We start from the raw sequence: 23208 nt of genomic DNA on the forward strand, positions 1-23208 counted from the left end.
ACACCCCTAACTTGGCCTCAGATCGAGGGGAGCCATTTCCAATGCAGCGTCGCGCCTTCGCCGCCTTAAGCCTGATGGCCCTGCTCGCCGCCTGTTCTCCGGCCAAGAAAGAGGCCGCCGCCCCCGCCGGCGTGACCAAGCTGAAGCTGGCCACCGACTGGCGGGCCGAGGCCGAACTGGGCGGTTACTACCAGGCGCTGGCGACCGGCGAGTACAAGAAGCGCGGCCTGGACGTGACCCTGATCCAGGGCGGCCCGGCCGTGAACGTGCCGCAGCTCCTGGCCACCAACGCGGTCGATGTCGGCGTCGGCTCCAACAGTTTCATCGTCATGAACCTGGCCAAGGAAGGCACGCCGGTCAAAGCCGTGGCGGCCTTCATGCAGAAGGACCCGCAGGTCCTGATCGCCCACCCCGACCAAGGCATCAACGGCATCGCCGACATGAAGGACCGGCCGATCCTGCTGTCGGACGCCTCGATCACCGCCTTCTGGATCTGGCTGAAAGCCAAGTACCAGTTCACCGACGCCCAGGTGCGCAAGTACAACTACTCGTCCGCGCCGTTCCTGGCCGACAAGCGGGTGATCCAGCAGGGCTACGCCACCAGCGAGCCGTACCTCATCGAGAAGGAAGGCAAGATCAAGCCGGCGGTCTTCCTGCTAGCGGACAGCGGCTATCCCGCCTACGCCTCGATGGCCCTGGTCCCCGACAGCCTGATCGCCAAGAACCCGGCAGCCGTGCAGGCCTTCGTCGAGGCCACGGCGGCGGGCTGGACGTCCTACCTGTACGGCGACGCCAAGCCGGGCGACGCGGCGATCCTCAAGGACAATCCGGAGATGACCCAGGACGTCCTGGACCAGGCCCGCGAGAAGATGCGGTCGTACGGCATCGTCGGCAAGGATGGCGAGATCGGCCAGATGAGCGACGCGCGCTGGGCCGAGTTCTTCAAGGTCGCCTCGGAACAGGGCGTGTACCCCAAGGACATGGACTTCAAGAAGGCCTACACGCTGCAGTTCCTGCCCAAGGGCCAATGACCGCCATCGCGAGCCTCAATGGCGTCGAGGTCGACTACGCCCGGGGCCGCGCCCTGGGGCCGGTCGACCTGTCGCTGGCCTCGGGCGAGATCGTCGCCCTGGTCGGGCCGTCGGGCTGCGGCAAGTCCACGGCGCTGCGGCTGCTGGCCGGCCTGGAGCAGCCCACGCGTGGGACCGTGACCCGCGCCGCCGGCAAGGGCGAGACCTCGGTCGTCTTCCAGTCGCACACCCTGGCGCCGTGGCTGTCGGCGCGGGACAATGTCGCCCTGCCGCTGGAGCTGGCCGGGACGTCCAAGCGTGAAGCGCAGGCGGCCGCCGACGAGGCGCTACGCAAGGTCGGCCTCGCCGCCGCGCTGAACGCCCGTCCCGCCCAGCTGTCGGGCGGCATGGCCATGCGCGCCTCACTGGCCCGAGCCCTCGTCACCCGCCCCCGCCTGCTGCTGCTGGACGAGCCCTTCGCGGCCCTGGACGAGATCACCCGCCGCGCCTTGGCCGACGACGTCCTGGCCCTGGCGAACGAGCTGAAGCCCGCCGTCGTCTTCGTGACCCACAATGTCGAGGAGGCCGTCTACATGGCCCGCCGCGTCGTGGTCATGACCCCCGGGCCCGGCCTGATCGCCGGCGAGGTGGCGATCGACGGCCCGGTCGTCCGCCCGCCGGGCTTCCGCACCACCGAGCCCTTCCGCGCGGCCGCCGAGGCGGTCTCGACCCTGCTGGCGCAAGCCACGGAGCGCGCCGCGTGAAGCGCATCCTGGCCCCGCTGATCCTGATCACCGCCCTGCTGGGCGGCTGGGAGATCGCCTGCCGCGTCCTGGCGGTCCCGGCCTATCTGCTGCCCGCGCCCAGCGGGATCTGGACCGCGTTCCTGGGCAACTGGCCGCTGCTGCTGGGTTCGGCCTGGGCGACGCTGTCGACGGCGCTGCTGGCGCTGGTCATCTCCAGCCTGGTGGCCTGCGCCCTGGCGCTCGCCGTCAGCCTGAACGGCCTGCTGGAAGACGCCGTCCGCCCGATCGCCGTGACCCTGCAAGTCACCCCGCTGGTCGCCATCGCGCCGCTGGTCACCATCTGGGCCGGCATCGACCATCCCGAGCGGGCGGTGATCGGCCTGGCCGCGGTCGTGGCCTTCTTCCCGATCTTCTCGGGCGCCCTGACCGGACTGAAGTCCGTCGATCCGGACCTGGCCCGGCTGTTCGATCTCTATGGCGCCAGTCCCTGGCAGCGCCTGGTCCGCCTGCGCCTGCCCTCGGCCGTTCCCGCCCTGCTGGAGGGACATAAGGTCGCAGCGGGCCTCGCCGTCATCGGCGCCGTGGTCGCCGAGTTCGTGGCCGGCTCGGGCGGCGCCCAAGGCCTGGCTTGGAGAATCCTGGAAGCTTACAATCGCTTGCAGACGGCCAAGGTGTTCGCGGCCCTGGTGACCCTGGCGGTTCTGGGCGTCGTGCTGCACACCCTGATGGAACTGTTGGAACGTCGACTTCTCGCCGTTTGGCGCGGTCGTTAGCGCAAGATTAAGCGGCGCGGCCTAGGACGGAAGCTCGAAGCTTCCGTCCGGACTCCGCCCATGCGCGCCGCCGTCCTCATCGCCGTCCTTGCCTGCGCCACTGCCGCGCACGCCGAAGGCTCGCGCGAGAGCCGCTACGGCCCCGCTCCGGAGCGCGCGCCCAAGGCCATGAACGGCCGCGCTCCCGGCTACACTGGCCAAGCCTATACCGGCCGCTCGCTCGGCTGGAGCGGCAAGCGCGAGATGGTCGCGCCGACCGCCCAGGCCGCCTCACAGGCCCAGCCCTGGTGGGCCCGCACCGCTCCACAGGCGCCTCAGCCGCCGCAGGCCCCGCAGGCTCGCCCCGCCTTCCAGCCGCAGGTCCCGGTCTACGCGCCCCAGGTCCGCGAGCTGCCGCAGAGCATCTATGACGCCCCGCCGGCCCCGGTCGCGCCCGTGGCCCAGGCGCCGCTGTACCAGCCCCAGCAGCAGGCCAGCCTGCCGAACGGCCAGGTCGGCGCGCGCTCGTACTCGGTCGGCCGCCAGTTCGGCATGACCCCAGACTCCATCCCCGCCGCCGGTCCGCCGCGCATGGTCCTGATCGCCCCGCCCGCCAGTGCGCCGGACGACGAGGACAAACCGCGCGAAGACGGTGAATGGTCGGCAAAACCCGACAAGGACGGCCAGTGAGCCAGTCGCTTCAAGACCTGATCGCTCTCGCCAACGAGCCTTCCAGCGCCAAGCGCCGCGAGCTGCTGCGTGGCGTCACCGACATGCTGTTCGCCGCCGACGGCTCGAACGGCGTCGAGATGGCCCTGTTCGATCAGGTGCTGGGCCAGCTGGCCGGCGAGATGGAAGAGGCCGTGCAGATCGAGCTGGCCGAACGCCTGGGCGAGGCCCCGGCCGCGCCGCGCGGCGTCTCGCGCACCCTGGCCTCGGGCTCCATCGCCGTGGCCGAACCGATCCTGCGCAGCTCGACCGCCCTGACCGACGAAGACCTGCTGCACGTGGCCCGCACCCAGGGCCAGGACCATCTGCGGGCCATCTCGCAGCGCTCCAGCGTGTCCAGCGCCGTGTCGGACGCCATCGTCGAGCGCGGTGACGACGACACCCTGGGCGTCCTGCTGCGCAACGAGGGCGCGGTGCTGTCGCGCGCCGCCCACGAGACCGTCGTCGACCGCGCTGCCGCCAACCCCGCCCTGCACGACGCCGTCGTCGACCGCCACAGCCTGCCGGTCGACCTGCTGAACGAGATGTACTTCGTGGTCGAGGCGCGCCTGCGCGACCGGATCATGGAAAAGAACGCCGGCGTCGATCCCGCCACGCTGGAAGCGGCCCTGTCGGCCGGCCGCAAGCGCATCGCGGTCGAGGACGGCGCCTTGCCCGCCGACCACGCCGAGGCCGAGGCCGAGTTCCGCACCATCCGCGCCAAGGCGCAGATCTCGCCGCAGATGCTGGCCAACATGCTGCGCGGCAAGCGGACCACCCTGTTCCTGGTGGCCCTGGCCGACATGGCAGATGTCGACTTCCACACCGCCCGCCGCATCCTTGACCGGCGCGAGATGGACGCCTTGTCGGTGATCTGCAAGGCGGCCGATTTCGACCGCTCGCTGTTCCTGACCTTCGCCCTCCTGATCCTCGAGCCGACCGACGACGTCATGCTCAAGGCCAAGACCTATGGCGAGCTGTACGCGGCCCTGCCTCGCGAGTCGGCCCTGCGCACGATCCGCTTCTGGCGCCTGCGTCGCCAGACCGGCGACGTGGCGGCGGCCTAAACACCTCTCGTTCCGAGGGAATAAGGCGCAAACCCGCCGCTCTCGCGCCTTGCGTGCGCCATGTGGGACAGCCAAGGTGCGCGCCTTGTCTACTCCTGCCCTGGATTCTCGATGATCAGCGCTTCGCGCTTGGCGCTCGTCGCCGCCGCCGGTCTTTCCGTCGCCGCCTGCTCGCATGTTCCCAAACCCTCGCTGCCGTTCATGAAGAAGGGCGAGGCCTCGGCGCCGGCGCCCAAAATCCCGGAAGCGCCCTCCCTGTCGGGTCCGAAGATCACTGACCTGAAGACCGGCCAGTGGGCGCAGGAGCTTTCCGACGTCGCGGTGGATCCGTCCTGGCGCTTCGGGACCCTGTCCAACGGCATGCGCTACGCGATCCGCAAGAACGCCACCCCGCCCGGCCAGGCGTCCCTGCGGATGTGGTTCGACGCCGGCTCGCTGATGGAGGCCGACGACCAGCAGGGCCTGGCCCACTTCCTGGAGCACATGGCCTTCAACGGATCCAAGAACGTGCCTGAAGGCGAGATGATCAAGATCCTGGAGCGCCACGGCCTGGCGTTCGGGGCCGACACCAATGCCTCGACCAGCTTCGACGAGACCACCTACCAGCTGGACCTGCCGAAGTCGGACGACGCCACGGTCGACACCTCGCTGATGCTGCTGCGGGAAGCCGCCGGTGAGCTGACCATCGCCCCCGACGCCGTCGACCGCGAGCGCGGCGTGGTGATGTCCGAGCAGCGCACCCGCGACACCCCCGGCTATCGCGTCGCCATCGGCACCCTGTCGGCGCAGATGGAAGGCCAGCTGCCGCCCAAGCGTATCCCGATCGGCAAGACCGAGATCCTCAAGTCCGCTCCGGCCCAACGCATCCGCGACTTCTACGAGGCCTATTACCGCCCCGAGCGCGCGGTGCTGGTGGCTGTCGGCGACTTCGACGTCGACGCCATGGAAGCCAAGATCAAGACCAAGTTCGGCGACTGGGCCGGCAAGGGCGCCAACGGCAAGAACCCGGACCTTGGCCCCGTGGCCAAGCGCGGCCCGACCGCCAAGCTGCTGGTCGAGGCCGGCGCGCCGTGGTCGGTGCAGATGACCTGGATGCGCAAGCCCGACGGCCTGTTGGAAACCAAGGCCGTCGACGAGCGCGACATGATCGAGAACCTGGCCTTCGCGGTGCTGAACCGCCGCCTGCAGGCCATCGGTCGTTCGGCCGAGCCGCCGTTCATCGCCGGCGGGGCCTTCAAGGGCGACCAGTACGGCGCGGTGCGGGTGACGACCTTCGGGGCCACGGCCCAGCCGGGCAACTGGCGCGAGGCCATGACCTCGCTGGACGCCGAACAGCGCCGCGCCGTCCAGTACGGCGTGCGCCAGGACGAGCTGGATCGCGAGGTCGCGTCCTTGCGCGCGGCCCTGGTCGCCGCCGCCGCCGGCGAGGCTACCCAGCGCACGCCCGCCCTGGCCAACCAGCTGGTCGGCACCCTGGGCGACGGCGAAGTGATCACCTCGCCCAGCCAGAACCTGGCGTTCTTCGACGAACTGGTGAAGGGCCTGACCGCCGAGCGGGTTTCGGCCGTGCTGAAGTCGTCCTTCGCCGGCTCGGGCCCGCTGATCACCATAGCCTCGCCCACCGCCATCGAGGGTGGCGACCAGGCGGTGCTCAAGGCCTATGACGACCTGAAGAGCCAGCCGGTAACCCCGCCGGCCGCGCCCGGCGTGACCGTGTGGCCCTATTCCAGCTTCGGCCCGACCGGCAAGGTCGCCGAGCAGAAGGACGTCACCGACCTGGACACCGTCTTCGTCCGCTTCGAGAACGGCGTGAAGCTGACGGTCAAGCCGACCAAGTTCCGCGACGACCAGGTGCTGGTGAAGGTCCGCAGCGGCCACGGCCTGCTGGACATGCCGTCGGACAAGCAGAGCGCCCTGTGGTCGGCCAGCGCCTTCATCGAGGGCGGCCTGAAACAGATCTCGTCCCAGGACATGGAACGCGTGCTGACCGGCAAGATCTGGAACGCCAATCTGGGCGTCGAGGACGACGCCTTCGTGCTGAGCGGCCGCACGCGTCCCGAGGACCTGTCGACCGAGCTGCAGGTGCTGGCCGCCTTCGCCACCGAGCCGGGCTGGCGTCCGGAAGCCTTCAGCCGCGTCAAGACCGCCTACGGCACGGCGCACGACCAACTGCAGAGCACGACCGGCGGCGTCATCAGCCGCGACCTGGGCGGGCTGATGCACAATGGCGACCAGCGCTGGACCTTCCCCTCGCGCGAACAGATCGCCGCCGCCTCGCTGGGCGAGCTGCGCACCGTGGTCGACAATCCGCTGACCAAGGGCGACCTTGAGATCGTCATCGTCGGCGACACCACGGTCGACAAGGCCATCACCGCCGTGGCCGACACCTTCGGCGCCCTGCCCAAGCGTCCAGGCGATCCGGCCCTGGCCGGCGCCGACAACGCGCCGTTCCCCGCGCCGGCCGCCGAGCCGGTGCTGCGCACGCACAAGGGCCGCCCCGACCAGGCCGCGCTGTTCATGGCCTGGCGCACGGATGACCTGTTCTCGAACCTGCAGCGCTCGCGCGACGTCTCGATCCTGGGCCAGGTGGTGCAGCTGCGCCTGATCGACGAGCTGCGCGAGAAGCAGGGCGCGACCTATTCGCCGAACGCCTCGTCCACGGCCAGCGTCACCTTCAAGAACTGGGGCTATCTGGGCGTCAGCATGGAGGTGCCGCCCGAGAAGCTGGACGGCGTCGTGGCCTCGATCCGCAAGATCGCCGCCGACCTGCGCGACAAGCCGATCACCGAGGACGAGCTGGAGCGGGCCAAGAAGCCCCGTATCGACTCGATCGAGAAGGCCCGCGTGACCAACGAATACTGGTTGGGCACGCTGTCGGGCGCCCAGGACGACCCGCGCCTGCTGGACGCCACCCGCTCGGTGATCGCCGGCCTGACCCGCGTCACCCCGGCCGACGTCCAGAAGGCGGCCAAGACCTACCTCGGCGACGACAAGTCGTGGCTGCTGCTGGTGAAGCCGGAAGCGGCGAAGTAACAAAAAAGGCCCCGGTGGAAACCGGGGCCTTTCTCTTTGTCCGTTGGGTGTCGGCGCTAGTAGACGACCCCGCCCACGCCGCCGTCCAGGCTGAAGCTGGTGGTCAGGCTCTGGCGTTCCTGCACCGTCTCCTCGCGGTAGGCGGTGTACTTTTCGGTGGTGATGATCGTCAGGATCTTCACGCCGGCGCCGAAGCGGCGCAGCAGCGAGCGCTCGTTGCAGTCACGGGCCGGACGCTGCGGGCGGCAGGTCAGCGTGCCCTGGCCCTGGCCGGCGCCGGGCACGTGGTACAGCGCCTCGTTCTTCTGACAGATGTAGGTCTGGCCGCCGCCGCCGGTCGAGATGTCGATCTGCCCTGAATAGTCGGCGATCACGTACTGCATGCGCGAGCCGGCGATGCAGCGATAGAGCTCGCCGTCGTACAGGTCGTCGATGTCGCGATCGGGGGTGACCTGCGAGGCCGGGTGCGGCACGTCGCGGTCGTCCAGGCAGACCGCGCGGATGATCACGCGACGCGTACGGGTGCGGGTGGCTTCATAGGCCTGGCGACGGCGGGCCTCGCCGCCCTCGACGTTCAGGCCCTGGATGTAGCCGCTGGCCATCGGGCCGGAATAGTAGCCGCCGTGACCGCCGCCGCCGTAATAGTTGGTGACGCCCGCGGCCGAGCCGGCCAGCGAGCCCGCGCCCGACGACGCGCCCGAAGCGGCGCCGGCATTAGCCGTCGCCGAGGCGTTGGCATTCACGATCACGGTCGCGCCGATGTTCACATTGACGCCGGGAATGTTGACGTTGTGGCCGCCGCCGCAGCAGCCGGTCGGCGGCGCGGGCGGTTTCGGCGGCGCCGGAGGGGGCTTGCAGCACGAAGGCGGCGTCGGCGGGCAGCCGCTGTTGCACTGCGCCCAGGCCGCGCCGCCGATCAGCAGCCCGCCCAGGAGCGCGCCCAGGGCGATCACCCAGCTTCGCGTGTTCAGTTTCGGCGCCTTCATCGGCGGTTCCCTTCGCATCGGGTCGGTCCGCTTATGGTTAAGCAAGAAACGGGCCGAAACCCGCCGTCCCGCTGGATTGCGCCAGAATGGGACGGTCAGGGGCTTGGCCCGGTTCTCCTAGCAAGGCTCGTGCGGTCGAAAACCAGCCGCGAGTGACCCGCCAGGGGACGACGATGTTCCATCCAAGCACGGAACGGTTGATAGACTATTGGCGAGACAAAAAGGGCGACGCCGCCCTGCTCCGCCGCACGGACGTCAATCCGGGGGATTTCCTGGAGCTGCTGCCGCAGGTGTTCATCCTGGGCCGTGACGGCGGCAAGCTGCCGTTCCGCCTGGCCGGCGGCTTTGTTTCCGACCTGCACGCCCGCGACCTGCGCGGCCAGGACGCCCTGTCGCTGTGGGCCCTGGCCCATCGCCTGGAGCTGAAAAGCGCCCTGGACGTCGCGCGCAAACGCCGCACGCCGGTGGTGGTCACCGCCGATATTCGCGCGCATGGCGTTCCTTCGGTGGGCATGGAGGTGCTGTTCGCGCCGCTGCAGGGCGCGTCGGGCGAGACCGACCGCTTCCTGGGCCTCTACCAGCCGAAAGCCATGATGGCCCGCCTGATGGGCCGGCCGGCCTACGAACTGGGCCTGCGGGAGATCAAGCCGCTGGGCGAAGGCAATACGGACATGCCGCGTCTGCGCCTGGCGACCCTGGACGGGCGAGCGATCGCGTAAAAAGCTGTCATCCCGGACAAGCGCGTAGCGCGCCGATCCGGGACCGCAACAGACGCCGGCGCTTCCGGCGGTCCCGGCTCTCCGCTTCGCTGCGGCCGGGATGACAGCTAGGCGCGCCCTGCCTCATCCAGTCGCTTCCACACATCACCCGGCAATTCCAGCCGGGCCGCGCCCATCAGCTCGTCCAGCTGCGCGACCGAGGTCGCGCTGGCCAGCGGCGCGGTGATCGCCGGATGGGCCATGATCCAGGCCAGGGCGACCTGGGCCGGTGACGCACCGACGTCCGCCGCAGCCTCGTCCAGAGCCGCCAGCACCGCCCGTCCCTTGTCGTTCCAGTAGTCGCGCAGGATCGTCCGCGCCCGCGCCTTGCCCTCGAAGTCGGCCTCGGTGCGGTACTTGCCCGACAGGAAGCCGGCGGCCAGGCCGTAGAACGGGATGATCCCCAGCCCCTCGGCCTGCGTCAGATCCGCCAGCGGCCCTTCGACCTGATCGCGATCGAAGAGGTTGAACTTCGGCTGGATCGTCTCGTAGCGCGCCAGTCCCTTGGCCTTGGACGTGTCGAGGCTGGCCTTCAGCCGCTCGGGCGAGAAGTTCGAGGCCCCGATGGCCCGCACCTTGCCGGCCTTCACCAGGCGGTCGAAGGCCTCCAGCGTCTCGTCGATCGGGGTGTCGGCGTCGTCCTGGTGCGACTGGTAGAGGTCGATGTAGTCCGTCTGCAGGCGCTTCAGCGATCCCTCGACCGCCGCCTCGATATTGGCCGCCGACAGGCCCGGCTGCTTGGGCCACATCGCCACCTTGGTCAGGATCAGCACCTTGTCGCGCTTGCCCGACTCTTTGAGCCAACGCCCGATCACCCCCTCGGACTCGCCGCCCTCGTGGCCCGGAACCCAGGCCGAATAGACGTCGGCCGTATCGACGGCGTTGAAGCCGCCGTCGACGAAGGTGTCCAGCAGGCGGTGCGAGGTCGCCTCGTCCGCCGTCCAGCCAAACACGTTGCCGCCGAACACCAGCGGCGCGGTGGAAAGGCCAGAACGGCCGAGGGGACGGTGGCGCATGCGGACTCCCTTACTCGGCCGCCACGGCGCGGCCGTCCTCGAACACCGGAACGTCTAGCGCGCCCAGCGGGGCCTTGCCCAGCAAGAGGTCCGCCGCCTTCTCCGCGATCATCAGGGTCGGGGCATTGGTGTTGCCGCCGATCAGGTTGGGCATGACCGAGGCGTCGATGACCCGCAGGCCTTGCAGCCCTTGCACCCGCAGCTGGTCGTCGACCACCGCCAGCGGATCGCCGGCCACGCCCATGCGGCAGGTGCCGACCGGGTGGTAGATCGTCTCGGCCTTGGCGCGGATCCAGGCGTCGAGATCGGCGTCGGTGCGCACGTCCGCCCCCGGCGCGTACTCGGCATCGCGATAAGGATCGAAGGCGGCCTGGGCCACGGTCTCGCGGGCGATGCGCACGCCCTCGCGGATGGCGCGGCGGTCCTCGTCCGTGGCCAGATAGTTGGCCAGGATGGTCGGGTCCGCGAACGGATCGGCCGAGCGCAGCCCGACCTTGCCACGGCTCTCGGGGCGCAGCTGGCAGACGTGCAGGGTGAAGCCGTCCTTCTCGACCACCGTCTTGCCGTGGTCCTGCATGATGGCCAGCACGCCGTGGATCTGCAGGTCGGGCCTATCGAGATCGGGCCGCGACTTCAGGAACGCGCCGCTCTCCAGGAACTGCTGCCGGCCCAGGCCCTTGCCCATCAGCATGTAGGACAGGCCCACGCCCAGCTTGTTCAGGCCCTTGTTGGCCGAATAGGCGGTCTTGAGGTTCTTGGCCGTCCACGAGACGCAGACGTCCAGGTGATCCTGGAGATTGGCGCCGACGCCCTTCGACTCGTGGACCACGGCGATGCCATGGGCCTTCAGGTCCTCCGGCGCGCCGATGCCTGACAGTTGGAGAATATGCGGCGACTGCACCGCGCCGGCGCTCAGCAGCACCTCGGCGTCGGCATAGGCGGTCTGCTTCTCGGCGGCCTTGCCGACCACGTAGTCGACGCCGACCGCGCGGCCCTTCTCGACGATGATCCGCGTGGTGCGGGCCTCGGTGGCGACAGTCAGGTTCGGACGCGCCAGGGCCTGGGTCAGATAGGCCATGGCCGCGCTCCAGCGCTTGCCGTCATGGATGGTCAGGTCGTAGGGCCCGAAGCCCTCCTGCTGGAAGCCGTTGAAGTCCTTGGTGGTCTTGTAGCCCGCCTGGCGACCCGCCTCGACCAGAGCGCCGTAGAACGGACTGTCGCTTTCGCCCTTCGACACCCGCAGCGGCCCGCTTCCGCCGTGATAGGCGTCGCCGCCGGCGTGGTGGTGCTCCGAGCGTTTGAAGTACGGCAGCACCTCGGCATAGGACCAGCCGGACAGGCCCATCTGCCGCCACTGGTCATAGTCGCGCGCATGGCCGCGGATGTAGATCATGCCGTTGATGGCCGAGCTGCCGCCCAGGCCCTTGCCGCGCGGCCACCACAGCTTGCGATCGTTCAGGTGCGGCTCGGCCTCGGTCCAGAAGCCCCAGTTCTGCTCGCCCTTGTCCTTGATCAGCTGGCCGACGCCGGCGGGCATCCGCACCAGGATCGAGCTGTTCTTGCCGCCGGCCTCCAGCAGCAGGACCTTGATATTGGGATCTTCCGTCAGTCGCGCGGCGAGCACGCAGCCGGCCGAACCGGCGCCGATGACGACGTAATCATAGCGTTCGCTGGCCATGGCCCCGACGCCCTCCCTCGAAGGTTATCATTGTTAAGGCAACAGTGATCCGGCTTTGAGCGGCGCGCAAGGTTCCCCGAGGAATCCTGTCGGGAAACGCGTGTTCTAGATTTCAACTCAACTCGATTAGCGCTAATACTACCTATAGACGTATGGAACGCGGCGATGGCCGCATCGTCTCGCCGCGTCTGGACGCCTCCTCGCGGCGGGCCCTTCTCGCGCACGTGCCCGCGCGGGAAGCGGGAGCGCCGCCTCGCATCCCCCCAAGCAGCGGGTGGCGCTCCCTAGCTTCTACTCGGCGACTACCTTCAGATCCCGGACGTACCGCTTCCAGTTCTCGACATAGTGCAGGGCCGAGCCCTGCAGGATCATGGTGTGGTGCTCGCTGACCTCGCGCACCACCTTGCCCGGCGCGCCCATGACCATCGAGTTGTCCGGGATCTCCTTGCCCTCGGTGATCAGGGCGCCAGCGCCGATCAGGCAGTTCTTCCCGATCTTGGCGCCGTTCAAGACCACCGAGCCGATGCCGATCAGCGAGCCGTCGCCGATCGTGCAGCCGTGAAGCATCACCATGTGACCGATGGTCACGTTCGCGCCGATGGTCAGGGGAACGCCAAGATCAGTATGGAGAACCGAGCCGTCCTGGACGTTGCTGTTCTCGCCGATGGTGATCGGATCGTTGTCCCCGCGCACGACACTGCCCCACCAAATACTGGCGTTCTTCTTGAGAATCACATTGCCGATCACGCTGGCGGTCGGCGCGATCCAGTATTCGTCCTGTGCCGGAAGCGTGGGCACAAGGGCGCCCAGGGAATAGACAGTCATCCGTATGCCTCGTTTTCTTGGGCGCGATTTCTCGGTTAACCACTCGGAAACCACGATGCCCCATTGTAGTCGTGCGATTCGAGAGGGAACATTCCTCCAGCGGGATGATTCTTCTCTCGTAACGGGTCGGGGGCGACCACCGCCATCGGCCCACCCGCTGACGAAGAAGGTGTCGCTCTTGGCGTTCCGGCGTACAGCACCGCCTATCGGAAGCCCCTCCGGGCCGCCTCGCCGCGCACGCGACTTCGTCTCCATCTTCCAGCTCACCGACAAGGACGACGCCTTTTGGCCTCGTCCTTTTTTATTGCCCTCATGGAGGCTTTGATGACCAAGCGAGCCCTGAAGCGGATGGCGCGCGAAGGCGCGTATGAGACCGGCCACTACGGTGATGACGCCAAGGTGCGTCGCCTGCCGATCGATGTTCGCGAGCGTGGGAACGCGTGGAACCCCCTTGGTCATGACGGGGCGCCCAATAATCCGGAGCGGGACCAGAGCTATCTGAAAACGATAAAACCCAAATCGCCAGGCCAGGCCCAGTTGATGGAAGCCATCGACGAGAAGAACCTGGTCATGGCCCTGGGTCCGGCCGGCACCGGCAAGACCTACATCGCCATCTCCAAGGCCGTCGAAGCGCTGGAAGCCGGCAAGGTCAGCCGCATCGTGCTGTCGCGCCCCGCCGTCGAGGCCGGCGAGTCGATCGGCTACCTGCCGGGCGACATGGAAGACAAGCTGGCCCCCTACCTGCGCCCGCTCTACGACGCCCTGACCGATCGTCTGTCGGTCAAGCGCATGCGGGCCCTGATGGCCGAGGGCGCGATCGAGATCGCCCCGGTCGGCTTCATGCGCGGCCGCACCCTGAACAACGCCTTCGTGGTGATCGACGAGGCCCAGAACTGCACCTACATGCAGCTGAAGATGCTGCTGACCCGCCTGGGCTGGCACTCGACCATGGTCGTCACGGGCGATCCGAACCAGTCGGACCTGCTGCCGGGCATTTCGGGCCTGGCCGACGTCGCCGCCCGGTTCGACGAGGTCGCCAACATCGCCGTCGTCCGCCTGGCCGACCGCGACATCGTCCGCCACCCGCTGGTCGCGGAGATGCTGGGCGTCCTGTAAATTTGTAACAGCGGTTTGAACTGAGCACTTGAGTTTGAGGCGGTCGGACGTGCAAGGTCCGGCCGCCTTAATACTTTTTTGGACATGTTCATGGCCGACCTACCCGCGCCGCGCACGGAATTGACCCTCAGAGGGGTCCTCCTCGGCGTCCTGATCACCCTCGTCTTCACGGCGGCCCAGGTCTATCTGGGCCTCAAGGTCGGCCTGACCTTCGCCACCTCGATCCCCGCCGCCGTCATCTCGATGGCTCTGCTGCGGGCGTTCAAGACCTCGACCATCCAGGAAAACAACATCGTCCAGACGATCGCCTCGGCCGCGGGCACGCTGTCGTCGGTGATCTTCGTCCTGCCGGGCCTGCTGATGATCGGCTGGTGGTCGAACGTGCCGTTCCTGCCCACCTTCGGCGCCTGCGCCGTCGGCGGCATCCTGGGCGTCATGTACACCATCCCCCTGCGCCGGGCCCTGGTGACCAACTCCAACCTGCCCTACCCCGAAGGCGTCGCCGCCGCCGAGGTGCTGAAGGTCGGCACCGGTTCGCGCGAAGGCCAGGCCGAGGGCAAGGCGGGCCTGGCCGCCGTCAGCATGGGCGCGATCGCTTCGGCCCTGTTCGGCGCCCTGGCCGCCGCCAAGCTGTTCGCCGCCGAGGTCGCGGGCTACTTCAAGTTCAAGGCCGGCGCGGGCGCGTCGGGCCTGGGCGCCTCCAGCTCGCTGGCCCTGATGGGCGCGGGCCACCTGATGGGCATCACCGTCGGCGTCGCCATGTTCGCCGGCCTGTTCATCGCCTGGGCCATCCTGGTGCCGATCCTGACCGTCGCCACCCCGATGCCGGGCGCCGACGCCGCCACCCACGCCCTGACCGTCTGGAAGACCCAGGTGCGCTTCCTGGGCGCGGGCGTCATCGGCGCCGCCGCCATCTGGACCCTGGGCAAGCTGGTCGGCCCGATCACCGCCGGCCTGAAGTCGGCCCTGGAAGCCGCCAAGGCCCGCAAGAGCGGCAGCGGCGAGATCCCCCGCGTCGAGCAGGACATCCCGATCGGCATCGTCGGCATCGTCTCGCTGATCCTGATGGCCCCGGCCGGCTGGTTCCTGGCCCACTTCCTGGTCGGCGGCCCGATCGCCAGCCTGACCGTCCCGCTGGTCGCCATCGGCATCGGCTACCTGATCGTCGCCGGCCTTCTGGCCGCCGCCGTCTGCGGCTACATGGCCGGCCTGATCGGCTCGTCCAACAGCCCGGTCTCGGGCATCGCCATCCTGACCGTGCTGGGCGCCTCGCTGATGGTCGGCATGGTCGGTCGCGGCGTGGTCGGCCCCGACGTCACCAAGGCCCTGGTCGCCTTCGCCCTCTACGCCACCACCTGCGTGCTGGCCGTGGCCGTGGTCGCCAACGACAACCTGCAGGACCTCAAGACCGGCCAGCTGGTCGACGCCACCCCGTGGAAGCAGCAGGTCGGCCTGATCATCGGCGTCATCTCGGGCGCCGTGGTCATCCCGTTCGTACTGGAACTGCTGAACCGCTCGAACGGCTTCGCCGGCGCGCCCAACCTGCAGGCCATCTCGGACGAGCCCCTGGCCGCGCCGCAAGCGACCCTAATCTCGACCCTGGCCAAGGGCGTGCTGGGCGGTGACCTGAACTGGACCCTGCTGGGCGTCGGGGCCCTGATCGGCCTGGCCTTGGTGGCCGTCGACACCATCCTGCGCGGGACCAGCAAGGATCGCTACAGCCTGCCGCCCCTGGGCGTGGGCCTGGCCATCTACCTGCCCTCGTCCGTCACGGCTCCGGTCGTGGTCGGCGCCGTGGCCGGCTGGCTGTTCGAGAAGATCGTCGCCAAGGACCGCGCGGCCGAGCCGGCCAAGCGCCTGGGCGTGCTGATCGCCTCGGGCTTCATCGTCGGCGAGAGCCTGTTCAACGTGGCCCTGGCCCTGCTGATCGTCACCACCAACAAGGGCGAGCCCCTGGCCCTGCCCTTCGCCCCGCCCGAGCACGTCGGCATGATCCTGTCGCTGATCGCGGCGGCGTTCGTGGTCGTCGGCCTCTACCGCTGGGCCCGCAAGGCCGGCGCGAAGGCGCTGGAGGCGTAAGGCTTCCAAGCCTGATCGAAACAGGAAACCCCGGAGGGCCTCGCCTTCCGGGGTTTTTCTTTGAGCACAGAGCTAGCGCCCCCTCCGTCACGTCGCCTATCGGCGCCGCGCCACCTCCCCCGCAAGCGGGGCAGGAAAGAACAGCTGCCTCCTCCCCCGTGAAACGGGGAAGGTAGATCGCTGCGGATACGCAGCGAGACGGAGGGGGCGCTAAGCCCCTACTCCGCCGACTTCAGGATCGTGAACCGCACTTCCGCGCGCCCGCGATAGCCCAGCGACTCGTACAGCCCGATCGCCGTGGCGTTGTCGGCATAGCTGTGCAGGAAAGCCTTCTCGCCGGTTGCGAGGATCTTGGCCGTCACTTCGCGCAATAGCCTCGCCGCGTAGCCCTTGCCGCGATGCTCGGGGTGGACACAGACACCGCTGGCCTCGGTGAAGCCGTCGGGGCGCATGCGCTGGCCGGCCATGGCGACCAACTGGCCGTTCACGCGCACGCCGATGAAGTCGCCCAGCTGATGGGTGCGGGTGAAGAACGGGCCGGGCTTGGTCAGGGTGGCCAGGGCCAGCATGTCGGCGGCGTCAGCGTCGCCCAGCGCCAGCATGTCGAAGGCCACGTCCCAAGCAGGCGCGACCGTCTCGGCGACCATCTGCAGGCAAAGGGCGTTGGAGACGATTTCGGTTCCGGGCGGCGCCGGCGGCGTGTCGAGCTCGACCAGGCCCACGGTCCCCATCTCGCGCACCAGTTCGCCCAGCGCGGCCAGGCTCTCGGGGCTACGGTCCGCCGTAGCCGCGAACAGGCCGTAGTCTGGATCCATCCGCACCGCGCCGTCCCGGCGCACGGCCAGATGGCCCTGGCGGCCGTTCAGGGTGGCGAAGACGGGGCGGTCGAGGATGTGGGCGGTCATGACGCCATTCAAGCGGGACAGTAGGCCGCGATCAACGCCTTCACGGCGCCGACCACCGCCTTGGCCGGCTTGTCGTCGCCGTCGAACATCTGGCTGGAGGTGAAGACGCCCTCGATCAGCAGCATCAGGGCGTCGCCCATCGCCTTGGGATCGGACGCGCCCATTTCGGCGGCCTTGGCGTGCAGACGCTCGCGCAGCTGCTGCTTGTGGACCTGCGAAACCTGGCGGCCGGCGTGCTGGCGGTCGGGATACTCGACCACGGCGTTGGAGAGGTTGCAGCCGCGATAGTCGTCGCCGCCCGAACGGTCGGCCAGCACCTGGAAATAGGCGATCATCTGGGCCTTGGCGTCGTTCGGATACAGCGCCTCGGCCGCCTCGAAGCGGTCCCAGAAGCCGGCCTCGACCTCGCGCAGCACGGCGGCGACCAGCTCGTCCTTGGACTTGTAGCTGCGGTATAGGCTGGGCTTGGTGACGCCCGCCTTGGTGACGATCTCGTCGACCCCGACGGCGCGGATGCCTTCGCGATAGAACAGCTCCCGCGCCGTGTCGAAGATGCGTTCGGCGGCGCGCGGCGTGGCCGCGTACGGCCCGTTCAGTCGTTCTTCTGGCGTTCGGTCTGACATGGCTCTTGACGATGTTACTTACCGGTACGTATGTATCGCTTCAAGCCCGTACCGATCGGTTACATCGAGAGACGACATGCCAACCGCAAGCCGCCGCCCCTTCGGGCAGAACTACGCCTTCGTGGTCGCCGGCGCGATCTTCCTGGCCCTCTTGTCGGCCGCTGGCCTGCGCGCCGCGCCGGGCGTGCTGATCCTGCCGCTGGAGAAGGCGTTCGGCTGGGACCGCGCCTCGATCTCGGTGGCCGCGGGCATCGGCATCTTCCTGTACGGCCTCACGGGGCCTTTCGCGGCGGCGCTGATGAACTCGTTCGGCCTGCGCCGGACGGTGACCCTGGCCCTGGTGCTGATGTCGATCTCGACCGGCCTCTCGGCCTTCATGACCGCCTCCTGGCAGTATGTGGCGACCTGGGGCGTGATGGCCGGGGTCGGCAGCGGCGCGGTGGCCATGGTGCTGGGCGCGACGGTGGTGAACCGCTGGTTCGTCGCCCGGCGCGGCGTGATGATGGGCCTGCTAGCGGCCTCGACCGCGACCGGCTCGCTGATCTTCCTGCCCGGCATGGCCCTGATCGCCGACCACGGCGGCTGGAAGCCGGTGGTGCTGACCGTCTCGCTGGTCACCCTGGTCCTGGCGCCGCTGATGTGGCTGCTGATCCCCGAGCGCCCCTCGGACGTGGGCCTCAAGCCCTATGGCGCGGGCGACGACTACCAGGAGCCCGAGCGCGTCAACGCCGGCAACGCCCTGGCCTATGCGTTCGGCGCCCTGGGCCGCGCGGCCAAGACCCGGACCTTCTGGCTCTTGTTCCTGGGCTTCTTCATCTGTGGCCTGACTACCAACGGCCTGGTCGGCGTGCACATGATCGCCTTCTGCGGCGACCGGGGCATGCCCGAGGTCAAGGCCGCCGGCCTGCTGGCGCTGATGGGGCTGTTCGATCTGTTCGGCACCACCGCCTCGGGCTGGCTGACCGACCGCTACGACGCGCGCAAGCTGCTCTTCGTCTACTACGTGCTGCGCGGGCTCTCGCTGATCTACCTGCCCTTCTCGGACTTCTCGGTGGTCAGCCTGTCGGCGTTCGCTGTGTTCTACGGGCTGGACTGGCTGGCGACCGTGCCGCCGACCGTGCGCCTGTCCACCGAGGCCTTCGGCGAGCGCGACGGCCCTATCGTGTTCGGCTGGATCGCGGCCGGCCACCAACTGGGCGCGGCCACGGCGGCCATCGGGGCGGGCGTCATTCGCGCCAGCCAAGGCCAATATGTCGAGGCCTTCATCATCGCCGGCTCGGCGGGCCTGATCGCCGGCGTCGCGTCGCTGATGATCCGCCGCGCGATCCCCAAGCCAGTCATGGCCTGAGGCGCGCGGCGGTCAGGGACCGTTAGTCCAGGTCTTCGCCCAGGATGGCCATTTCGAACATGAACGAGCCGTCCTCGTCCTCGTCCTGGAAGACCACGCCGATGAATTCGCCGGCGACTTCGACCTCGGCCGAGTCCTTCTGCTTCGGGCGCGCCTTCACGGCGATGTGCGGGTTGCCGAAGGTGCGCTTCAGGTGCTTTTCGAGCTTGGCGATGTCGTTGGCGTCCACGGGGGGCCTCTCGTTTCTAGCTGAGCGCCCGGGAGCGCGTTATCGGGGCGAAACTAGCGTCCGACGCGGACGGCGCAAGCGCTTCCGGCGGATCAGGTGTGGACGCGCCTTCCGCCAGCAGCCAATCGCGGAACAGGATGGCCCCCGGCGCAGCCTCCTCGCGGGGCGTCAGGGCCACGATCCGGGTCTCGCCGCGCGCGAAGCCTAAGGGCGCCACCAGGCGTCCGCTGGCCAGGTCGCGCTGCACGAAGGCCCAGGGGGCGACCGCGACGCCCAGGCCGGCGGCGGCGGCTTCCAGCATGTAGAAATAGTGGTCGAACTCCTGCTCGCTGGGCGCCGGCGGCAGGCCTGCGGCGCCCAGATCGTGGATCCAGTCGGGCCAGCTCTGCAGATAGGTGCGGGTCAGGAGGCGCGGCAGTCCGCAGATCCGCGCGAACGTGGCCGGCCCCGCGGCGGCCAGCTCCGGGGCCATCACGGGTCCATGGAAGTGACGTAGGAACGGGTAAGCGGCCGAGTCCGCGTAGTCGCGATCGTCCGCCCGACGCATACGCACCGCCAGGTCGACGCCGTCGGCCTTGAAGTCGAACGGCCCGTTGGACTCGGCCACCCGCACCGGGATGTCGGGATAGGCCGCCTGGAAGCTGGGCAGGCGCGGGATCAGCCACTTCATGGCGAAGGTCGGCAGGCACGAGACGACCAGCGGCCTTGGCCCCGCCTCGACCGGACGCGGCACGGCCGCCTCGATCTGGTCGAAAGCCGGCGACAGGGCCTGGGCCAGCTTGAGGCCCGCTTCCGTCATGCGCAGGCGTGAGCGCGGTCCCTCGGTCAGGGGCACGCCCAGATGCTCTTCCAGCTGGCGGATCTGGCGACTGACCGCGCCGTGGGTCACGCACAGCTCATCTGCGGCCAGGGTCATGCGCCCGTGACGGCCGAACGCCTCGAAGGCGCGCAGGGCGTTCAGGGACGGCAGCTGACGGCGGGCCATGTGAAGAAACCTCACAGAAGGCCGACCGATAAGTCGTTATCCGCGAGGGTGCAACCGATGGATAGTCGCGCGCATGTCCGCCGCACCTTCCCGCATCACCCTCCCACAGGTCCTGGCCCTGATGGCGATCTGGACGGCCGTGATCTACGGCCTGACGGTCAAGCCGTCGCCGGATGTCGAGCAAATCTCACTGAAGGGAAAGGCCCCGGCCTGCGCCCCTAGGAACAGCTAGGCTCCAGATAGGGGTTGGGCCCCAGCGCGTCTCGCGGCTGGGGCCCAGGTCCGCCCACTAGGTCGGGGGGGCGTAGAGGGGCGGACGTGAGATAAACGCCACTCCCCGAACGCGGTTCCGCGCCTCACTTCGCCGGCGTGAGTTTTATTTCGAACAGCTTGGGCCACAGCTTGCCGGTGACGAACAGCCGGTCCTTGGCCGCGTCATAGGCGATGCCGTTCAGCACGTCGTCCTGGGTCCCGGTGACCCCGGCTTCCTTCAAGAGGCCCGCCAGCTCGATCCAGCCCGTGACATTGCCGGTCGCCAGATCGATGCGGGCGATGCGGGTAGTCTGCCAGACATTGGCCAGCAGCTCGCCCTTCACCCATTCCAGCTCGTTGAGATTGCGCACCGGCACGCCGTGGTCGGTGACCTCGATGCGGCCGGTTTCCTTCAGGGTGTCGGGGTCCAGGAAGCGAATGAACGAGGTGCCGTCGCTCATGATCAGCCGCTTGTCGTCGCGGGTCAGGGCCCAGCCCTCGCCCGGATAGCTGAACTCACCGATCCGCTCGAAGGTGTCGATGTCGTAGATGACCCCGGTTTCGTCGGTCCAGGTCAGCTCGTACAGCCGGTTCTTCCAGTCGACGATGCCCTCGCCGAAGTAGCGGCTGTCGACGATGCGCTCCTGTTCGGAGACGCCCGTCTCGAGGTTCCACTTGCGGATGAACGACCGGCCCTTCAGGCCCGTGCTCTCGAAGATGAAGCCGTCGCGGTAGAACAGCCCTTCGGTGAAGGCGTTGGTGTCGTGCGGATAGGCCTTCACGACCGTGTAGCCGCCGACCGGCGCGGTGGCGGCGCGAGATGCAGGCGCGCAGGCGGTCAGGGCGACCGCCAGCAGAACGCCGCTCAGACTACGCAGGATGGAGCGCATCAGATCTCGTAGGAATAAACGGTCTCGGCCAGGGTGTGGTCCATGGTCCGGGCCGGTTCCTCGCAGGTGGGGCAATTGACCAGGCGGGCCGGAACGCCGGCGGCCGTGCAATGCGGCGGCACAGGGCGCAGCACCACCGAACCCGAGGCGATCTTGGCGTAGTCGCCGATCGTGATGTTGCCCAGCACCTTGGCCCCGGCGCCCAGCAGGACGCCCTTGCCGATCTTGGGGTGGCGGTCGCCGCGGTCGGCGCCGGTGCCGCCCAGGGTCACGCCGTGCAGCATCGAGACGTCGTCGCCGACCACCGCGGTCTCGCCGATGACGATGCCGGTGCCGTGGTCGATGAACACGCCCTTGCCGATCTTGGCGGCGGGGTTGATGTCGACCTGGAAGATCTCGCTAGCGCGGCTCTGCAGGTAGAAGGCCAGGGTCTCGCGGCCCTGGTTCCACAGCCAGTGCGACACGCGGTGGGTCTGCAGCGCCAGGAAGCCCTTGAAGAACAGGAATGGCTGGACATAGCCCTTGCAGGCCGGGTCACGCTCGAACACCGCCTTCAGGTCGGCCTCGGCGGCCTCGACCAGGGACGGATCGCTCTCGAAGGCGTCGGCGGCGAACTCGCGCGCCGTCATCGCCCGCATCTCCTGGTCGCCCAGCTTGCGGGCAAGCTGGAAGGTCAGGGCGTCGGCCAGGTTGTCGTGGCTCAGGATCACCGCGTTCAGCAGCGACGCCAGGGCCGGTTCGTCCTTGGCGGCGTGTTCGGCTTGGTTGCGCAGCGCCGCCCAGACGGAGATTTCCGTCTCGGATGTCACCACTTCCAAAGGCTTGGCCATCGGGGCTCTCCCTTCCCTGCAGCCGCATACATAGAGCATCTTCAATAAAGATGCTCCTACTCTCAAACTCAGAGGATCAAAGCGGCCAAAGCGGCCGGCAGCTCCCCTCGAACGGCCATATGGTGCGTCCGGAGCAATAGCGCCACCGTGATTGCGTCGGGCATATGGCCAGCGGTCGCTGCGTCCAATGCCTCGCGGAACGGCACGCGGGCGACGGCGAGGTCCTCGGTCTCGTCCGGCTCACCCTGTACAGGCGATAGGTCCATGGCCAGGAAGCCGTGGCAGATCTCGTCGGTGACGGAGTTCGAGAGCTCCATGCGCAGGATCTGGCGCCAGTCGGCGGCTTGCAGACCCACCTCCTCGGCCAACTCGCGCTTGGCGCCGTCCAGCGGGTCTTCGCCGTGCGGCGCGCCGCCCTCGGGCAGTTCCCAGCTGTAGTTGGCGAGGCTGAAGCGATTCTGCCCGACCAGGGTCACCGTGCCGTCCGCGTGCAGGGGCACGACGCCAATCGCCTGGTTCTTGAAGCCGACCTTGCCGTACAGCGCCGGCCGGCCCGTCGGGGCTATGGCCTGATACTCGGTCAGGATGATCCAGGGGTTGTCGTATACGACTTGACTGGACGAGACGCCCCAGGGCTTTCCGTGCGGCTTCAGCCAGCTGGGCTTTTCGGACATGCGACGGCTCGCGACTTGTGGCGGCCGGGCTGCGGCCATAGGTGTGCGGCTTACAATGCTTCGGAGATAACGTCTTGGCTGGCGCCGTACCCCCTGCTCCCGAATTCGCCGAAACGCTGCCGATCGAGGCGTCGCCCGAGGTCGTCGCCTTCCTGGCCAAGCGCCGGTCGGCCTCGGCCATGACCCTGGCCGCGCCGGGACCGGACGCCGAGCAGCTGGCCGACATCCTGCGCCTGGCCGCTCGCGTGCCCGACCACGGCAAGCTGGCTCCCTGGCGCTTCGTGATCTTGCAAGGCGCGGCCAAGGACGCCTTCGCTGAACAGATCACCCAGCTGGCCGACAGCCAGGCCAATCCGGTGAAGGCCAACGCCGCCCTGCGCAAGCTGACCCGCCCGCCGGTGGCTGTGGCCGTGATCTCGCGCTTCATCCCCGGCGAGATCCCGGAGTGGGAGCAGCGCCAGAGCGCCTCGGCCGTCTGCCATCAAATGTTATTGGCCGCCGCCGCCCTGGGCTGGGGCGCCAACTGGATCACCGACTGGTACAGCTACGACCCGCGCGCCACGGCGATCCTGGGCCTGGCCGAAGGCGAGCAGGTGGCGGGCTATCTCTATCTCGGCACCTCGACCGAACAGCCGCAGGAACGCGTGCGCCCGGACGTGGCGGCGATCACCACCGAATGGAGCCCTGCCTAGAGCGGG

Annotated in this window: 22 protein-coding genes and 2 pseudogenes; 13 read left to right on the forward strand and 11 right to left on the reverse strand. The window is 68.7% G+C overall.

Going from position 1 to position 23208, the window contains the following annotated elements; translation table 11 throughout:
• The first annotated feature begins 41 nt into the window (after positions 1-41).
• The 6 genes from AC07NF_RS24290 to AC07NF_RS24315 all read left to right on the forward strand — a co-directional run bounded on the left by AC07NF_RS24290 (position 42) and on the right by AC07NF_RS24315 (position 7316).
• A complete protein-coding gene (locus AC07NF_RS24290; protein WP_492815201.1) occupies positions 42-1031 on the forward strand; it encodes an ABC transporter substrate-binding protein in 990 nt (329 codons plus the stop codon).
• A complete protein-coding gene (locus AC07NF_RS24295; protein ID WP_494633282.1) occupies positions 1028-1774 on the forward strand; it encodes an ABC transporter ATP-binding protein in 747 nt (248 codons plus the stop codon). The genes AC07NF_RS24290 and AC07NF_RS24295 overlap by 4 nt, the downstream gene beginning before the upstream one ends.
• Positions 1771-2529 carry an ABC transporter permease gene (locus tag AC07NF_RS24300; RefSeq protein ID WP_494633283.1) on the forward strand — a complete coding sequence of 253 codons (759 nt, stop codon included), beginning with the start codon at positions 1771-1773 and terminating at the stop codon, positions 2527-2529. The genes AC07NF_RS24295 and AC07NF_RS24300 overlap by 4 nt, the downstream gene beginning before the upstream one ends.
• 60 nt (positions 2530-2589) lie before the next feature.
• Positions 2590-3198, forward strand: coding sequence for a hypothetical protein (locus tag AC07NF_RS24305; RefSeq protein WP_494633284.1), 609 nt, complete (start codon positions 2590-2592; stop codon positions 3196-3198).
• Positions 3165-4283, forward strand: a complete 1119-nt coding sequence (locus tag AC07NF_RS24310) for a DUF2336 domain-containing protein (protein WP_494633285.1) — start codon at positions 3165-3167, stop codon at positions 4281-4283. The genes AC07NF_RS24305 and AC07NF_RS24310 overlap by 34 nt, the downstream gene beginning before the upstream one ends.
• A 111-nt stretch (positions 4284-4394) precedes the next feature.
• The gene (locus AC07NF_RS24315; protein WP_494633286.1) at positions 4395-7316 is read left to right on the forward strand and encodes a M16 family metallopeptidase; all 2922 of its coding nucleotides are present in this window, start codon (positions 4395-4397) and stop codon (positions 7314-7316) included.
• Between the two features lie 56 nt (positions 7317-7372).
• On the opposite strand, the gene AC07NF_RS24320 is transcribed toward AC07NF_RS24315, so the two are convergent.
• Positions 7373-8302, reverse strand: coding sequence for a hypothetical protein (locus AC07NF_RS24320; protein ID WP_494633287.1), 930 nt, complete (start codon positions 8300-8302; stop codon positions 7373-7375).
• A gap of 173 nt (positions 8303-8475) precedes the next feature.
• Between AC07NF_RS24320 and AC07NF_RS24325 the strand changes: the two genes are divergently transcribed.
• A complete protein-coding gene (locus AC07NF_RS24325) occupies positions 8476-9021 on the forward strand; it encodes a PAS domain-containing protein (RefSeq protein WP_494633288.1) in 546 nt (181 codons plus the stop codon).
• Positions 9022-9128: 107 nt separating this feature from the next.
• Here the strand turns inward: AC07NF_RS24325 and AC07NF_RS24330 are convergent, their stop codons facing one another.
• The 3 genes from AC07NF_RS24330 to AC07NF_RS24340 all read right to left on the reverse strand — a co-directional run bounded on the left by AC07NF_RS24330 (position 9129) and on the right by AC07NF_RS24340 (position 12579).
• On the reverse strand, positions 9129-10076 hold the full coding sequence (locus AC07NF_RS24330; protein WP_494633289.1) for an aldo/keto reductase: 948 nt from the start codon (positions 10074-10076) through the stop codon (positions 9129-9131).
• A gap of 10 nt (positions 10077-10086) precedes the next feature.
• A complete protein-coding gene (locus AC07NF_RS24335; protein WP_494633290.1) occupies positions 10087-11754 on the reverse strand; it encodes a choline dehydrogenase in 1668 nt (555 codons plus the stop codon).
• Between the two features lie 291 nt (positions 11755-12045).
• Complete coding sequence (locus AC07NF_RS24340) at positions 12046-12579, reverse strand: gamma carbonic anhydrase family protein (protein WP_494633291.1); 534 nt, start codon at positions 12577-12579, stop codon at positions 12046-12048.
• Between the two features lie 312 nt (positions 12580-12891).
• Here AC07NF_RS24340 and AC07NF_RS24345 point away from each other — a divergent pair, with 312 nt between their 5' ends.
• The 3 genes and pseudogenes from AC07NF_RS24345 to AC07NF_RS24355 all read left to right on the forward strand — a co-directional run.
• Positions 12892-13695: a PhoH family protein gene (locus tag AC07NF_RS24345; RefSeq protein ID WP_492815179.1), complete on the forward strand. Its 804-nt coding sequence runs from the start codon at positions 12892-12894 to the stop codon at positions 13693-13695.
• A gap of 84 nt (positions 13696-13779) precedes the next feature.
• Entirely contained in the window at positions 13780-15774 is a 1995-nt protein-coding gene (locus tag AC07NF_RS24350; RefSeq protein ID WP_494633292.1) for an OPT family oligopeptide transporter, read from the forward strand.
• 77 nt (positions 15775-15851) lie between these two features.
• Positions 15852-15950, forward strand: a pseudogene (locus AC07NF_RS24355) (hypothetical protein); the annotation flags it as partial.
• Positions 15951-15992: 42 nt separating this feature from the next.
• On the opposite strand, the gene AC07NF_RS24360 reads toward AC07NF_RS24355, so the two are convergent.
• Both AC07NF_RS24360 and AC07NF_RS24365 read right to left on the reverse strand, forming a co-directional pair.
• Positions 15993-16679, reverse strand: coding sequence for a GNAT family N-acetyltransferase (locus tag AC07NF_RS24360; protein WP_494633293.1), 687 nt, complete (start codon positions 16677-16679; stop codon positions 15993-15995).
• 8 nt (positions 16680-16687) lie between these two features.
• A complete protein-coding gene (locus AC07NF_RS24365) occupies positions 16688-17302 on the reverse strand; it encodes a TetR/AcrR family transcriptional regulator (RefSeq protein ID WP_494633294.1) in 615 nt (204 codons plus the stop codon).
• A 76-nt stretch (positions 17303-17378) separates the two neighbouring features.
• Here AC07NF_RS24365 and AC07NF_RS24370 point away from each other — a divergent pair, with 76 nt between their 5' ends.
• Positions 17379-18650 (forward strand): MFS transporter, encoded by a 1272-nt coding sequence (locus tag AC07NF_RS24370; protein WP_494633295.1) that lies wholly within the window; start codon positions 17379-17381, stop codon positions 18648-18650.
• Positions 18651-18672: 22 nt separating this feature from the next.
• Here AC07NF_RS24370 and AC07NF_RS24375 read toward each other — a convergent pair whose 3' ends face one another.
• Positions 18673-18879: a DUF3126 family protein gene (locus AC07NF_RS24375; RefSeq protein ID WP_454714615.1), complete on the reverse strand. Its 207-nt coding sequence runs from the start codon at positions 18877-18879 to the stop codon at positions 18673-18675.
• 16 nt (positions 18880-18895) lie between these two features.
• Positions 18896-19864: a LysR substrate-binding domain-containing protein gene (locus AC07NF_RS24380; RefSeq protein ID WP_494633296.1), complete on the reverse strand. Its 969-nt coding sequence runs from the start codon at positions 19862-19864 to the stop codon at positions 18896-18898.
• Between the two features lie 73 nt (positions 19865-19937).
• Here AC07NF_RS24380 and AC07NF_RS24385 point away from each other — a divergent pair, with 73 nt between their 5' ends.
• Entirely contained in the window at positions 19938-20096 is a 159-nt protein-coding gene (locus AC07NF_RS24385) for a hypothetical protein (RefSeq protein WP_494633297.1), read from the forward strand.
• A 124-nt stretch (positions 20097-20220) separates the two neighbouring features.
• Here the strand turns inward: AC07NF_RS24385 and AC07NF_RS24390 are convergent, their stop codons facing one another.
• The 3 genes and pseudogenes from AC07NF_RS24390 to AC07NF_RS24400 form a co-directional block, all read right to left on the reverse strand.
• Positions 20221-21006, reverse strand: a complete 786-nt coding sequence (locus AC07NF_RS24390) for a glutaminyl-peptide cyclotransferase (protein ID WP_494633298.1) — start codon at positions 21004-21006, stop codon at positions 20221-20223.
• Positions 21006-21836, reverse strand: a complete 831-nt coding sequence (gene cysE, locus AC07NF_RS24395; RefSeq protein ID WP_492815163.1) for a serine O-acetyltransferase — start codon at positions 21834-21836, stop codon at positions 21006-21008. Before cysE ends, AC07NF_RS24390 begins: the two co-directional genes overlap by 1 nt.
• Before the next feature lie 68 nt (positions 21837-21904).
• Positions 21905-22634, reverse strand: a pseudogene (locus tag AC07NF_RS24400) (NUDIX domain-containing protein).
• Here AC07NF_RS24400 and AC07NF_RS24405 point away from each other — a divergent pair.
• Positions 22585-23202 carry a nitroreductase family protein gene (locus AC07NF_RS24405; RefSeq protein WP_494633299.1) on the forward strand — a complete coding sequence of 206 codons (618 nt, stop codon included), beginning with the start codon at positions 22585-22587 and terminating at the stop codon, positions 23200-23202. The pseudogene AC07NF_RS24400 and the gene AC07NF_RS24405 overlap by 50 nt on opposite strands.
• The last annotated feature ends 6 nt before the right edge of the window (positions 23203-23208 follow it).

It is taken from the genome of Caulobacter sp. GW821-FHT10A06 (genome assembly GCF_059415805.1).